This window comes from Sphingobacterium sp. R2 (assembly GCF_040760075.1).
GTDB lineage: Bacteria > Bacteroidota > Bacteroidia > Sphingobacteriales > Sphingobacteriaceae > Sphingobacterium.
Genome location: NZ_CP142884.1, coordinates 4,972,015 through 4,988,592, shown reverse-complemented (window position 1 = coordinate 4,988,592; position 16,578 = coordinate 4,972,015). Strand labels below are relative to the sequence as shown.

Below are 16,578 nucleotides of genomic sequence, written 5' to 3'. Positions count from 1 at the left end.
GCAGGTTAAAGGATTGTTTTTTGTAGAGGCTAGGTTCGTGGTTGACCTAGCCTTTTTTTTGTTTAAATGATTCCTAACTTTTTTTATCTCTTATTTCTTAGCAGCAGCAAATGAGAATCAACTGGTAACCAAATTGACCTATTTTACACTGCTCGTTCAGTGCTTGTTCAGTAATTACTCAGTGTGCACTGAATAAGCAATGACGAATTACTGTCTAAAAATTGAATAAAAATTGCTGTTAGGGATAAGTTGGTGTTAAGTTGTAGGCATATGATGGATTCCATAAGAATTAACTAAGTTTGTAGCATAGCGCTTTTAAGTAATGCAATCTTTTTATTTCTATTGTTTATTTTTTTGTTCCTTAATCAGTACTTCGGTTGTTGGACAATCGCTGGATTATCCGTCTTTCCGAAATATTTCTTTGGGTACGAACGCAAATACCGTACATTCATTTGCGCAAGATAGTTTGGGAATGTTATGGCTAGGAAGTAACAATGGCCTATTTAATTATGATGGCTATGCGCTGCAGCCACTTACGGGGACTAAAGATCCTTTTCAGACCTTTGTATACTGTATTGAAATGGTCGATGATAAGCATTTTGCGTTGGGTACGGGACAAGGCGTGCTACTCTATAATTACCAGTTAGACCGTTTCGATCCTTTCCCTTCAGGAGGCCCTTCTGATGTCAGATCACTATTGGTCGTGGGCAATACATTGTGGATCGGTTCCATTGGTGGTTTGTACTGCTATGATATCAAGACGCATAAACTTGTCGACTATACCAAATCATTTCCCGCGAATAAAGCCAGATCTGCCGTTTACGCACTTGATAAGATAGACGATAGCATCTTGATAGGCACGTATAATGGACTTTTTGAGTTAGATGCAGTCCATAAAAAAATTGTTGCCTTAACACTGCCCGATTATAAAAATGGAAGCAACCAATTTGTAAATTCCATATTTTCTGTTCCGGAGTTAAGCAAAACGTTTATTGGGACGGAATACGGGCTATACTTGTATGATGCTAAAAAACATGTGCTTCGTAAAACTCCTGTATTACAGAACCATCCTATCAAGGCGATGGCCTCGAAAGATTCCAACACTTTATTGGTCGGGACCGACGACGGTCTTTTTACTTATCAGCTGAAGGAGCAGATCGTGAAGCGGATCAAACATGATTCCCGTAATAGAAACTCGCTAGCCAACAATATCATATGGAGTATTTTTAAAGACCGAGCGGGAAATATTTGGTTAGGTACGGATTTTGGTTTTTCATTGTGGTCTAATCGCAAGGTAGAAAAAACACTGCCAATATATCAATTGACAGCAAGTAACGACGGTAACCGTTTTTATAAAATTGCTAAGGACCGTAACGGTTGGTATTGGCTGGGGGGCGACAATGGTTTGATTCGGGTACATGGATTGGGCGATAGAAATGCTGAAAGCAATTGGTATCGGATGGATGCTGAAACCTATCGGCTGACCCACAACCGTATCCGCGATATCTATCAAGATCATGCGGGATTGGTCTGGATTGCTTCCGATGGTGGAGTTGATGTGTTCGACGCGCGGACCAAGCAGTTTAAAAACCTGACGATTATCGATGCAACCGGCAAACGGAATGCGAAATGGTCCTATAATATGCTGGAAGATGGACAAGGTAATCTGTGGATAGCCTCCTATATGGGCGGTATATTTGTGGTCAACAGAGATAGGCTCTTGGAAGCTACGGGTTCGGTGGTGGCAAACCGAAATTTCAGCAAAGAGGATGGCCTCTTAGAAGATTTTGCCAATCAGATTGTCGACAATGGAAGGGGAGAAATCTTGGCACTTTTCTATAACAAAGGAATCAGCAGCATTGATGTGGCTACCGGGAGGATCAGGGATCTTAAGGATAGTGCGGGCCACCCATTAGATCGCGCCACCTTTATGCTGCGGGATAAACAGCATACGGTGTGGGTCGGAGAACATGGCGAGTTGCGAAGAATTGCCGCGGATGGAAAAAACACATTGATTCGTTTTGATCCTGTTGGTAAGGGTGAAGTGACCGCTATGGCTGAAGTCAATGCCTATATCTGGGTAGCAACGAGTGCTGGCGTCTGGCAGATTAATAAGCAAAGTTTAAAAGCCGAATTATTGCGGTATGGACAGCGTGTATCTTCGATGTACTACGATACGGAGCGAGGGGAGGTCATCTTGGGTGGCGTTGATGAAATAGTTTTGTTGCCTGCACAAAAGGAGGAAGTGGACGTAGAACGCTCGAAAAAGATTGTACTCACCGCAATGTATGTCAATAATAAAAGATTTGGTAGTTATGATTATGGTTTGCGCTACCGAAACGAAATCACGTTAGCGCATGATCAGAACAACCTGCGGCTGGAGTTTTCCGACCTGGATTATGGAAATCATCTCGGCTATCGCCTTGCCTATTCGTTTAAAGGTAAAAATGAAACCTGGATTCCAATGGAACGCGGGGATAATAAGGTGTTACTGTCAAACTTAAATTCTGGAAGCTACGATCTTCAGTTGGCAAGGGTGGATATTGCTGGGCATGTAGTTTCTGAAATCTATACCTATCCGATTACAATACGTTACCCTTGGTATGCGACCTATTGGGCCAAAAGTCTTTATATACTCATTGCTGGTTTCTTGATCTTCTGGATGATCAACTTTTTCAGGGTACGCAGTACGCTGAAATGGGAGAGACGCGAGCGCCGTAAAGTTCAGGAGCTCACTAAGATGAAAATGGATTTTCTAACTGCTGTATCGCATGAGCTGAAAACACCCTTAAGTCTGATCTTGGCTCCCGTGAGCCAAATGATGCGGCAGACCAAGAATAGCGATAAAAAGAAACAGTTAGATGGCGTACATCGAAATGCCTTAAAAATTAGTCAGCTTATTCAGGAATTGATGACTTTTGATCAGGTGGAGCAGCAGCAAATGCCTTTACAGGGATTGCTGAATTCTCAAATTGATCTGGTCGATTATTGTACACAGCTCATAGCTGAATGGCAGCAAGTGCCTGAATACAAGAATATCCATATTGAATTCTCCACAACTGTAGAGAGCGTTTTTATACAGACGGATGTTGCCAAATTAGGATCGATTGTCAACAACCTCATCGCCAACGCATGTAAGTATAATCGACCTGAGGGTAGCGTGAACCTGCGGCTGGAAGTAAATGGTGACGACATAAAGCTGATCGTTCGAGATACCGGAATTGGCATCACTTCTGAAGATTTTCCGTATATATTCAGTAAATTTTATCGCTCTTCTTTAAAGGAGGTCAATGAAGTACAGGGAACGGGAGTAGGCCTTTACTTAGTCAAAAGTTATTGTGAACAATTAGGCTGGGACGTTGCGCTAACGAGCGACCAAAAGGGCACAACTGCAACACTTAACTGGAAGCAGGATCGTATAAACAGCAAGAATCCCGCCGCTGATAGCGACACCACAACCAGAAACAAAATATTAATCGTCGAAGATAATGCCGAGCTTGCTGATTTTTTAAGAAATACCCTGCAGACAAATTATGATTGCAGTATCGTTGGTGACGGAAGCGAGGCATTACGGTTGATTGATGGGCATAGCTTTGTGCCGGATGGTATTATTACCGATGCCATGATGCCTAATATGGGAGGCATAGAAATGGTCAAAAAACTGCGCCAAAATACATTGACAGCGACAATCCCCGTCATTTTGTTAACTGCGCAAAGCGATGAGATCATCAAACGCGAGTGGGTAGCTGTGGGCATAGATGCTTATATATCGAAGCCTTTCGATCTGCATTTGCTGCAAATTCAGCTACAGCAGCTTCTGGAAAGGAAAAATAAGATTGTCGCTCAAGTGCGTATCGATCAAATCAGTCAACCAGCAGAACCAGTTGCAGTACATTCACCGGATGAAAAATTCCTGACCAAAGTAACGCAGTTGATTGAAGAAAATATGGATGATTCGGAATTCTCCGTGCAGCGGCTCAGCGAGCTCACTGATGTAGCGGCAAGGCAACTCTACCGAAAAATGAAGCAGCTCACGGGATATACTCCTGTGGAATATATTCGCAGTATCCGCATTAAAAAAGCCGCCCTGTTGCTACAGCAAAAGAAGTTTACTGTAGCCGAAGTGATGTATATGGTCGGATTCTCCAATTCGTCCTATTTCTCAAAGTGCTTTCAGTCGGAATTTGGTATGTCACCAAAGGTTTATATGGAGTCTTATTCGTAAAGTACTGTTGATCAGCACTGTATATTAGGTTAGAGATGTGGAGATGTCCAATTTGTGTTGTTCTTTGTCCGATATGTGGCCTTAAAAAATAATGCGATTTGATAGGTTTGTAAGCGTAATAACCAAAAAATTATAAATCGATACAATCCATGCGTGTAATTATTTTATGCTGCCTTGCTCTTTTGGGGTACGCCAATACCTATGCACAGGTTAAGGCCAATAAAAATGTTCCTACGGTCTTTGTTGATCGCGAAGGCGTGATGCGCTGGTCCGACACTAGGGCTGAGGCCTCATTTTATGGGGTCAATTATACCGTTCCTTTTGCCCATGCTTTTCGGGCACTTCAGGCTAGAGGAATCGACCGTAAGCAGGCTATTGATCGGGACGTCTACCACTTTTCCCGTTTGGGGTATAATGCTTATCGTATCCATATCTGGGATGTGGAAATCTCGGACAGAAATGGAAACCTGATAAGCAATGAACATCTGGATCTATTGGACTACCTCTTTTTCAAACTGCAAGAGCGTGGCATCCGGATTTTAATTACCGGCATGACGAACTTTGGAAATGGTTATCCCGAAAAAAATGAAAATACGGATGCCTTTACCTACCATTATGATAAGTGTCAAATCCATGCCAATCCACAGGCAATTGCAGCACAGGAAAAGTATATCAGCCAGTTGCTTCGCCATGTAAATCCTTATACGGGCTACGCTTATCAGGAAGATCCTTACGTTATTGGATTTGAAATTAATAACGAGCCGTGCCATACAGGTTCAGTTCAAACGACTTCGAACTATATTGCACGGATGGTTAAGGCTATAAAAAAAAGTGGTCATAAAAAGCCGATTTTCTATAATGTCAGCCATAATATGGATCATGTGCAGGCTTATTTCAATGCTGATATCCAAGGAACCACCTATCAATGGTATCCTGTGGGACTGGTTGCAGGGAGAGAACGTTTGGGAAATTTTCTGCCATACATTGATCAATACCGCATCCCCTTTGCAAACTTGAAAGGGTTTACCAATAAAGCAAAGGCAGTATACGAGTATGATCCTGCAGACAATCTCTACAGCTACCTGCATCCCGCGATGAGCCGTACATTTCGTTCCGCTGGATTTCAATGGATCACGCAATTTGCTTACGATCCGATGGATATTGCAGCCTACAATACAGAATATCAGACCCATTATCTCAATTTAGCCTACACACCGGCAAAAGCATTGAGTACGTTAATTGCTGCCGAGGTGGCCTATACAATCCCCAGGAATAAAAAATTTAATCCATACCCGCAGAATACTTCGTTTGGCGATTTTGAGGTGTGCTATGATCAGGATCTCGCCATGATGAATGCACCGGATAAATATTTTTATACGAATAATACAGCGGTCAAACCCGTGAAGCCAGAGCAATTGATGCATATTGCCGGCCATGGTTCATCGCCTGTAGTGGAGTATGGCGGATCTGGCGCCTATTTTTTGGATCGTTTGGAAGAAGGCTTATGGCGTTTGGAGGTAATGCCAGATGCAGAAAAAATTGCCGATCCTTTTGCCAAGCCGTCGCCAAGCCGCGAGGTGGTACATATCTTGTACCGGTCTCAGGCGATCGATATTCAAATTCCTGACCTTGGCGAGATGTTCACCGTACAGCAGCTGTCGCACAAAACTGGTGTGGTGGAAGATCGTATAGTGCCTACAACCAGCTTCAGTGTTGAACCAGGCGTTTACCTGCTGAAGCGAAAGCATGTGCAGCTAAAAAATAGATGGACAGCCTCTTCATCCTGGAAAAATGGACGCCTGGGTGAATTTTATGCGCCAGCAGCTGCGCCATTGAAACAAGCTCTGCTAATACACCAGCAGCCCGAGGCACTGGAAAAAGGGCGTAGCGCCAAATTGGAGTTCCGCTACATCTTTGAACAGCAACCCGATTCGATTATTTTACAGACGGATCAGATCTCATTTTGGAACGAGCATAATCCTTACATCAAGCTGATCCCGAAAGATAGTTATAGGTATGAGGCGGATATTCCAGCAGCTTTGCTAAATGGCAACGCGCTAAAATATACGGCCACGGTGTTTGTTGGAGGTAAGCAGTTTACTTATCCAGACAATCAGGCTGGAGCTCCGCTTGACTGGGACTATCGCGTCAATAGCTATTGGACGGTTGGGTTATATGAACAACATGCGCCAATTTCGCTGTTTGAATCATTGTCCAAGGTCGCTACTTTTGAAACTTTCGCGATTCCAGAAACCGCTTATATGACTGCAGAATGGCAACAGCAAGATTTAGGGAAGCTGCCTTTGTGGACGTATAGTTTTCACGCGAAGGATTTGAGCGCGCAGTATTTCTGGCTTAAAGATATCAGAACAAAAATTCTTGGTCGGCCAGGAGGGCTCGATCATGTTAAAACACTTTGTATACTCTTAAAACATACTGGTGGCAATCCGACGCTAAAAGCAGGATTTGTTACAAACAAAGGGTACACCTACGTCAAAAAAATAGATGCTGTTTCAGCTACTGAACGGTTAATTTGCATCGATTTAGCAGATTTACAGCTGGTACCGACGGCTTTGCTGCCTGCCCCTTATCCCGTTTTTCTTGAACGGTTTTTTAAACCGGTAGTTTCCGATCAATTGGATAAAAGAGCTATCGAAAAGCTCATTATCTCGGGCGAAAATATGTCGGACGTCGTGCTGTCTCTAGCCGCGGTATGGCTGGAATAGTGGAAAAAATAGCAATTTGCCCCATTGGCCGAATCGAGCGCTGAGGTGAGTATAGTGGAGGAATTGCATTAAAGGAAAGAAACAATTATAAACACATAAATCTAAAAAAATGAAAGGTTTTGCATTTAAAACAAGTTTATTGAGCTTGTCATTGCTGTCCTGCCTTGGGGAAACGCAGCTCTATGCGGCAACGAAAGGGGAGAGTAAATGGATCAGGTTGATGCAACAACAGGATGTCCGCGGGGTAGTCCGCAATGAACAGGGGCAACCGATGGCCGGTGTTACGGTGTTGGTGACTGGTACCACTGTGGGGACTTCTACGGCCAACGATGGTACTTATCGTATTTCTTTGCCGAGAGGCAAATCGCAACTGTCATTCTCGATAGTGGGGTATACCAGTCAAACCTTGACGGTATCCGGAACATCTTTAGACATTAAGTTGGTATCGGCGGGAAATGTTTTGGAAGAGCTGGTCATCGTAGGTTATGGCAGTAGTACAAAAAAGGATCTAACGGGTGCCGTCAGCACGGTAGGTAGCAAAGATTTTAATACGGGGTTGGTTGGTTCTCCCGAACAGCTGATCAATGGAAAAACGGCTGGCGTCCAAGTGATGTCCAACAGTGGCTCGCCTTCCTCGGGCAGTACCATACGTATTCGTGGCGGAGCTTCATTGAGTGCCAGCAACGATCCACTGATCGTATTGGACGGGGTACCTTTGGAAACTGGCGGCATCAGCGGCAACAGTGGAAATTTTCTTAGTCTGATCAATCCCAATGATATTGAAAGCATGACAGTACTCAAAGATGCGTCCTCCACAGCGATTTATGGATCTCGTGCATCAAATGGGGTATTGTTGATAACGACAAAGAAAGGAAAAGGGGATACATTACGGCTTTCTTTTTCCTCCATTGTATCCATGCAACAGGCGATGGGAGTGGCTGATATGATGTCGCGCGATGAATTTGCCAACCTGATCAATAGCAAAGGAACTTCTGCGCAAAAAGCGCTATTGGGTAATGCCTCGACAGATTGGCTTTCTGAGGTTTTTCAGGATGCCATAGGAACGGACAATAATTTAAGTTTGCAGGGAAAGATCGGTAAGGCCCTGCCTTTTCGAGCTTCTGCGGGCTATTACAATCAACAGGGAACTTTGCGCACCGACAAGACGGAGCGTATGACGGGAGCATTTGTGCTAAATCCGACATTTTTTGACAAACACCTCGCGCTAAATCTGAATGTTAAAGGAGCTCGAAATAACAACAGTTTTGCCAATACTGAAGCAATATGGTCTGCTGTGGCTTTTAATCCAACGCAGCCAATTTATTCGGGGGTAGATGCCTACGGGGGTTATTACGAGAGTCTCGATAATGCCGGTCTTCCAGCAACAGGTGCAAATCTCAATCCACTGGGCCTGCTTCGTCAGGAGAAGCACCTTAGTACAGTCAATCGAGCTGTAGGTAATCTTGATCTTGATTATAAGTTTCATATGCTACCCGAATTAAAAGCTCACGTAACGCTCGGATATGACTATGCTAAAGGGAATGGATCAAATCTAATTCCCGCAAGTGCAGCCAATAATTTTACGATTGGAGGAGCTTTTGACCGCTATGAACAGACCCTTAAAAATAAATTATTCACGGGTTATCTAAATTATAACAAGTTCTTTGCAGACTTAAAAAGTACAGTCGACATTACTGCTGGCCACGATTATCAATATTGGAGTGCAGGGCGCCCACCGATCGTGTACTATAATGAAGCAGGCGATATACGTTCTACCGCTATCGCATCAGACGAGCGCCATACGCTGATCTCTTGGTATGGTCGGATCAACTACAATTACGATAGCCGTTATTTACTGACAGCAACGGTCCGGAAGGACGGTACATCACGATTCAGTCCAGAAAATCGCTGGGGAACGTTTCCTTCTATCGCCTTGGCATGGCGTCTTTCACAGGAATCTTTCATGAAAGGCATATCGTTTTTGGACGATTTGAAGCTCCGTGCAAGTTATGGTATAACAGGACAGCAGGAAGGTATCGGCAATTATGAGTATTTGCCGGTTTATAATTTGGGAACCGCCTATGCCCAATATCGGTTTGGCGATCAGTATCATCTGGTGTATCGGCCATCGGTCTACAACAGGGATTTACGCTGGGAGACAACTAAAGCATTTAACTACGGTCTGGATTTTGGACTTTGGAAGAATAGGGTATCTGGTGTAATTGAATATTATACAAGAAAAACACATGATCTACTGGCCAATGTGCCTGTGGCGGCAGGAACAAACTTTGACCAGAACGCAACCATTAACGTCGGCAATGTTGAAAGCAGTGGTTTCGAATTTCAATTGAATACTGTCCCTATTCAGAAAGATAATTTGCGCTGGGAAGTGAATATCAATGCAACCAATCAACACACAAAAGTAACCAATATAGCCTTGGTACAGGATGCCAATGCGGTTGGAACGTACGTCGGTCCTAATGTCAGTGGCCGTGGCATACAGATCCTAACAACGGGATATCAACCTTACATGTTTTATGTGTACAAGCAATTGTACAACGAGGCAGGAAAACCGCTGGAAGGCGTGTACGCTGATCTGAATGGTGATGGTGCGATCAATGAAAAAGACCTGTATCGCTATCAATCCCCGGCCGCAAAATGGCTGTTCGGTTTCAATACACAGCTAACGTACAAAAAATGGACTGCAGCCACTACTTTACGCGCAAATTTGGGGAACTATGTCTTTAATAATACAAAAATGAACCTCAGTGCGTGGGAGACCGTTCAATATGTAGATCCGTCGATCAATAACCTTCATCGGGATTACTTGCATACGGGATTTCAGACTAGACAGTATTATTCAGATTACTATGTTGAAAATGCTTCCTTCCTTCGAATGGAAAATCTTTCCGTGAACTATACTTTCGGCAAAGTGGGCAAGATTTCCAATTTACGCGTGGGTGCAGTAGCGCAAAATGTTTTTATTGTGAGCAAATATAGCGGTATGGACCCTGAGGTTCCGAGTGGATTTGACAGTTCGTTTTACCCGCGCTCGAGAACATTCTCCTTGAGCGTCAATATGGATTTTTAATGGCTACCTCAAAAAAGAAAACTTATATAACGATGAAAAATATAAAAAGATTTTGTTTTGGAGTGTTAAGTATAATTTTGTTACTACACTCCTGCACCAAGGACTTAAACCAATATCCAACTGTGGAAACGACATCGGAATCGGTCTATACTTCGGTAGAGGGGTACCGTTCGGTCCTTGCTAAACTTTATGCCTCATTTGCTGTTGCAGGCAATGGACGCGGTGATGCTGATCCGGACATGGCCGGCAGCACAGCCTCTTGGGGCTACCTTCGGGTGTATTTTAATTTGCAGGAAGTACCTACAGATGAGGTGATCTACACTTGGGCGGGAGGTGATAACATGACCGATATTCAGTATATGACCTGGGGAGCGTCCGATACATGGGTCAATGCCATGTATTACCGGATTTATTATACGGTCGCTATCTGCAACGAATTTCTGCGAAATGCCACCACAGCGAAACTGGCAACATTTAATTCGACCGAACAGACGCAGATTCTGACATTTGCGGCGGAAGCTCGTTTTCTGCGTGCACTGGCCTATAGCCATGCCATGGACTTGTATGGAAATGTTCCGTTTGTGACTGAGAGCGATCCTGTAGCTGCATTTTTTCCGCCGCGGATGGCGAGGGGTGATCTTTTCAAATTTATTGAAAAGGAACTTTTGGAGGTCGCAGCAATCTTGCCAGAAGCGCGTAAAAATGAATACGGACGGGTGAGTCGTGCTGCCGCATGGTCTTTATTGGCAAAGAATTATCTGAATGCTCAGGTGTATACGGGTACAGCACGGAACGCAGACTGTCTGAACTATGCAAAAAAGGTGATTGATGCCGGATACACCTTAAATGCGAATTATAAGCAGGTGTTTAATGCCGATAATGATAAGCGTACCAATGAAATTATCTTTCCGATAGAAGCCGATGTGGCACACACCACTACCTGGGGTTCGACAACTTATCTGGTTAATGGCCCTATTGTGGGGAGCATGAAATCGTCAGACTATGGGGTGCTTTCTGGCTGGAATAGTTTTCGTACACTTCGCGAATTTGTAGGCATTTTTGAAGCGGAAGATAAAAGAGGTGATTTTTGGAAAAATGGGCAGTCTTTGGACGTAGAAGATCCAGCTGCATCAAGCCAGGGTTATGGATTGGTAAAGTTTACAAATTTGAAGGATGATGGCACCTATACGACAGATGAAGGTTTGGTCAGTACGGATTTTCCGATGATCCGCCTGGCTGATGTTTATCTGATGTATGCCGAAGCCGTACTTCGCGGTGGCGGCGGTAGTGTGCAGGAAGCCCTTACTCTCGTCAACGCGATCAGACAAAGGGGATATGGAAGTTCCGCTGGCACTATCGAGCAGGCGCAGCTCACGCTTGACTTTATCCTTGCGGAGCGCGGACGTGAACTGTTTTGGGAATGTACGCGCCGCACAGATCTCATTCGATTTGGAAAGTTTACCGGAAGTGCTTACCTCTGGCAATGGAAAGGAGGGGATATGAATGGGCGTTCTGTGGATACAAAGTTCAATCTGTATCCGATTCCAACAACAGATATGAGCGCTAATCCGAATTTAATTCAAAATGCAGGTTATTAGGGTAGTAATGTATTGGTAAATCGATGGTATAGTTATGCGGCCCAGCAGTGGAGCTGAAGCGCATCAACGAATATTTCCATACGGGTTTTAAAGATAATGATGACTTATGAAACAATTGACACTTTATATTTTGGTATTGCTTTTCGCTGCTTGTAAAAAGGAGGGCGGGACACCAGCTGTCGGGGGAATAAAACCTGCAGTGTTGCACAGCAGTACATCGGAATTGGTTTTAAAATCTACCGATCGCAAAGCTGTGGCACTGCAGCTTGTTTGGGACGAGGCGATCTTGACCAGCGAAGAACCGATGGCGCAGTCGGCCTTAAAAAATAAGATAGAAATAACGGCAGACCCCTCTTTTTCGGTTATTGCCAAAAGTATCGAGCAGGTGGCAAGCTCGATCAGCTATACGCATGAACAACTGAATAATCTCGTCACGGGGATGGGATTTGTGCCTGATGAAAAAAAGGTGTTTTATATCCGAGTTGCTTCGCGACTGGGTGCCAATACAGCATGGCTGTACAGTAACGTGATTGCCTTGACTATCACGCCTTACCAACCAATGGATGAGGCAGCTTACCTTTATCTTTCGAACAAAGAAATGACCCAATTCCCGTGGAAACTTTGTTCGAGAAAAGAAGATGGTTTCTACGATGGTTTTGTACGTCTCGACCAATGGTACAACTTCTATTTAGCCAATGCAGAAAGTGCCAGTGCATCTCTCATCTATGGTTCTTATCCATTGGATGGTAGCCAATATATTTTATATAGCGGGGCAGATCGCTGGAACTGCTGGACAAGCAAAGGCGGATATCTGTACCTGACCGCCGATGTTAATAAGTTGGCCTGGAAAGAAACGGCTGTGGAATCGATGTCGGTGACGGGCGACTTTAACGGTTGGAACGCAACAGCCACGCCGATGACCTATGACCAAACGGCGAAAGTTTGGAAGGCAATAATCACGACAACAGCAGCTGAACAGTGGGGCATAAAAGTGTTGATCAATGGCAGTTGGACTTGGTTTTTTGGAGCCGCGGAAGGGGATGGCAACTGTGCACTATATACAGCAGATGGTAGTGGATTTGCTTATGACAAGGTGGGTACACATACCTTGATCCTCGATCTGAGCGATCCCAAACAGTTTAAGTATCATGTGGAGTAAACATCAATAGGATGACTCCTTAAATAATTGAATCGAATGAAAAAATTAACAATAGGAAAGGTATTTGCCGCAGCGATAGGCTTTTGTTTGGTACTGTCTAGCTGCAGCAAAAAAGAGAGCTTCGAGCCCACTGCAACCACATCACATTTGGCAAAAGGGGCTGATATCAGCTGGATTACGGAAATGGAGGCTTCGGGTGTACAGTTTTTTAATGCTGGAGGAAATGCAGTAGATGGACTAAAATTATTGCGTGGATTGGGGATGGATGCTGTACGACTACGCGTTTGGGTAGATCCCGAACGTGGTTGGTGCAATAAGAACGACGTGTTGGTTAAAGCACGTCGCGCAAATCATTTGGGAATGCGGATCATGGTGGATTTTCATTATAGTGATACCTGGGCAGATCCTGGACAGCAGACAAAGCCTGCGGCATGGAAGAGTTTGGCATTTGATGACTTAAAGAAAGCTGTAAGCAACCATACAAAAGAGGTGTTACAATTACTGAAAGACAACGACATTACACCGGAATGGGTGCAGGTAGGCAATGAAACCGGGAATGGTATGTTGTGGAATGAGGGTAAAGCCTCGGAGAGCATGGCTAACTATGCTGTATTGAATAATGCAGGCTATGATGCGGTAAAAATGATTTTTCCGACAGCAAAAGTGATCATCCATCTTCACAATGGATTTGATAATAATTTGTTCCGTTGGATGTTCGATGGTCTGAAGGAAAACGGTGGGAAGTGGGATGTGATCGGTATGTCACTTTATCCGACTCCCGAGAATTGGAAGGAACGGAATACAGCCTGCGTCAGTAACATCAAAGATATGATTGAGCGATACCATTCAGAGGTCATGATCTGCGAAGTGGGCATGAGCTGGGATGCCGCCGATACCGCAGAAATCTGGCTCAAAGATCTTTTCAGCTCGGTCAATACCGTGCCAGATCATAAGGTGTTGGGAATATTTTATTGGGAACCTTTGGCTTATGGCGGTTGGAATGGTTATACGTTAGGCGCATTTGATAACAATGGACGTCCCACAAAAGCCTTGAATGCTTTTAAATAGACTATATTTATAGCGCTGAATGATGATAATGGAATTAAACTTTAGACCCTAAACCCATAATTTGATGATGAGACTATTGCATATCGCTTTCGTATTATTGTTTTTGTTTTTATTCGTGCCGAAAGAAATGCATGGACAATCGGTACGTCAGTCTTTCTTGTTGGAGAAAAACTGGCGCTTTTTTCAGGGTGAAGTTGCCCATGGCGAACAGACGACATTGGACGACAAGAATTGGAAAAATGTGACGGTACCGCACGATTGGGCCATTGCGGGACCTTTTGACCGTGCACACGATTTGCAGGATGTTGCAGTGACACAAAATGGAGAGAAAAAAGCAACTGTAAAAACGGGCCGAACCGGAGGCCTACCGTATGTTGGTATAGGCTGGTATCGCACCAAGTTTGATGTACCTCAGTTTGACCCCAGTAGTAAACGCGTGGTGCTTAAATTTGATGGTGCAATGAGTGAAGCCCGGGTCTATGTCAATGGAAAGGAAGCTTGCTTCTGGCCGTATGGTTATAATGCATTTCATTTTGATGTGACCGAATTGCTGCATAGGGATGGCAGAAACAATACCGTTGCCGTCCGATTGGAAAATAAAGCACAATCTTCACGTTGGTATCCAGGTGCAGGACTCTATCGGAATGTGCATGTGATTGTTACCGAGAAAATTCATATGCCTGTTTGGGGAGCCCATATCACCACGCCGTTTGTCTCAGACAGTCTGGCTTCAGTAAAGTTGGAAACCACTTTGGAGCATGCAGATGGTAAATTGGTGCGCATGGTAACTGCAATATTGAATGCAGAAGGCCGTGTCGTGGCGCAGAAAGAAAATGAGCAAAAATTAAACTACGGTAAGGCTTTTGTACAAAATTTTGAAGTAAAAAAGCCTGCATTATGGAGCCCCGAACAACCTAATTTATACCGAGCTTCTACGCAAGTTTATGTTGATGGTAAGCTCATGGATAGTTTCGAGACCCGTTTCGGAATTCGGGAGGTACGTGTTATTGCCGACCGGGGATTTATGTTAAATGGAAAGATTCGAAAATTTCAAGGTGTATGTAATCATCACGATCTCGGCCCATTGGGCGCGGCAATCAATGTGTCGGCTTTACGCTATCAATTACAATTGCTCAAAGATATGGGCTGTGATGCTGTGCGCACCGCTCACAACATGCCCGCTCCGGAACTGGTTTCGCTATGCGATGAATTGGGATTGATGATGATGATCGAACCTTTCGACGAATGGGACATTGCCAAATGTAAAAATGGATACCATCGTTTTTTTGCGGATTGGGCAGAGCGGGATATGGTCAATATGATTCATCATTTTAGAAACAACCCATCTGTGGTCATGTGGAGTATCGGGAATGAGGTGCCGACACAATGCAGTGCCGACGGATATAAAGTGGCTTCATTTTTACAGGCTATCTGCCATCGGGAAGACCCCTCTCGACCGGTGACCTGTGGTATGGACCAGGTTAGTTGTGTGCTGGAAAATGGTTTTGCCAGTTTACTGGATGTTCCGGGACTAAACTATCGTACGCACCGTTATGAAGAGGCTTATTCGAAATTGCCACAAAATATAGTATTGGGTTCGGAAACGGCATCCACCGTAAGTTCCAGGGGCATATATAAATTTCCTGTAGTCAAGAAGGGCGATATGCTATATCCTGATCATCAATCTTCGTCTTACGATATGGAATATTGTTCCTGGTCCAATCTACCGGATGAAGATTTTGCCTTGGCAGAAGACCATCATTGGACGATGGGGCAATTCGTATGGACTGGATTTGATTACCTCGGTGAGCCGTCTCCATACGATACAGATGCATGGCCCAACCACAGTTCCATGTTTGGCATTATTGATCTGGCAAGTATTCCCAAAGATCGTTATTACCTCTACAGAAGTTTGTGGAATAAAAATGAACATACCTTGCACGTTCTTCCACATTGGACATGGCCAGACCGTGAGGGACAGCAGACACCTGTTTTCGTTTATACGGACTATCCAAGTGCAGAACTTTTTATCAACGGCAAGAGTCAAGGGAAACGAAGTAAAAATAAGCATTCTTTACAGGAGCGTTATCGCCTGATGTGGATGGAGACACAATATGAACCCGGAGAAATCAAGGTCGTTGCTTACGATAGATCTGGAACGCCAGTCGCTGAGGAGACTGTACGAACAGCGGGTAGCCCGTTCCGCATCACAATGGAAACAGTGCATGATTCCATTGCTGCTGATGGCCGCTCATTGGCTTATATCCGGGTCAAAGCAGTAGATAAACAGGGCAATCTCTGCCCGCATGCCAATGGGTTAGTTCGATTTGAAGTCGGGGGAGCGGGTGCGTTTAAAGCCTTGGCTAATGGAGATCCAACGAACTTGGAGTCGTTTGAAAAACCACAGATGCACCTGTTTAATGGGCAGCTTACGTTGATTGTTCAGGCGGGAGAAGAATCGGGAAAAATTCAGATCAAGGCAAAGAGTACAGGACTGAAAGAGGGTTTGTTCACTGTTCAGACATATTGATCTTTTCGTTAGAGGCCTTTCAGAGTGCTTTTTGAAAGAATTACACTATTTGTACTTATTCAAAGATGCTAGAGTTGATCGATTTCTTTGATCAGCTTTAGCATATTGATCAATAAGGATTTTACAGTTGGTGGATTTTATAAATTTGATCATCCAGTGATCGTAAGAAAGGACATGCTTT

At 44.2% G+C, this 16,578-nt stretch carries 7 protein-coding genes; all 7 read left to right on the top strand.

What is annotated here, in order from left to right; all coding sequences use genetic code 11:
• Positions 1-322: 322 nt before the first annotated feature.
• The 7 genes from VXM68_RS20870 to VXM68_RS20840 all read left to right on the top strand — a co-directional run bounded on the left by VXM68_RS20870 (position 323) and on the right by VXM68_RS20840 (position 16,397).
• The gene (locus VXM68_RS20870) at positions 323-4,225 is read left to right on the top strand and encodes an ATP-binding protein (protein WP_367209897.1); all 3,903 of its coding nucleotides are present in this window, start codon (positions 323-325) and stop codon (positions 4,223-4,225) included.
• Positions 4,226-4,374: 149 nt separating this feature from the next.
• Positions 4,375-6,951: a hypothetical protein gene (locus VXM68_RS20865; protein WP_367209896.1), complete on the top strand. Its 2,577-nt coding sequence runs from the start codon at positions 4,375-4,377 to the stop codon at positions 6,949-6,951.
• A 109-nt stretch (positions 6,952-7,060) separates the two neighbouring features.
• Entirely contained in the window at positions 7,061-10,042 is a 2,982-nt protein-coding gene (locus VXM68_RS20860) for a SusC/RagA family TonB-linked outer membrane protein (RefSeq protein WP_367209895.1), read from the top strand.
• A gap of 122 nt (positions 10,043-10,164) precedes the next feature.
• Positions 10,165-11,640, top strand: a complete 1,476-nt coding sequence (locus tag VXM68_RS20855; protein WP_367209894.1) for a RagB/SusD family nutrient uptake outer membrane protein — start codon at positions 10,165-10,167, stop codon at positions 11,638-11,640.
• A gap of 106 nt (positions 11,641-11,746) precedes the next feature.
• Positions 11,747-12,799 carry a DUF5111 domain-containing protein gene (locus tag VXM68_RS20850; protein ID WP_367209893.1) on the top strand — a complete coding sequence of 351 codons (1,053 nt, stop codon included), beginning with the start codon at positions 11,747-11,749 and terminating at the stop codon, positions 12,797-12,799.
• Between the two features lie 36 nt (positions 12,800-12,835).
• Positions 12,836-13,867, top strand: coding sequence for an arabinogalactan endo-beta-1,4-galactanase (locus VXM68_RS20845; RefSeq protein WP_367209892.1), 1,032 nt, complete (start codon positions 12,836-12,838; stop codon positions 13,865-13,867).
• 64 nt (positions 13,868-13,931) lie between these two features.
• Positions 13,932-16,397, top strand: coding sequence for a glycoside hydrolase family 2 TIM barrel-domain containing protein (locus VXM68_RS20840; protein WP_367209891.1), 2,466 nt, complete (start codon positions 13,932-13,934; stop codon positions 16,395-16,397).
• Positions 16,398-16,578: the final 181 nt, after the last annotated feature.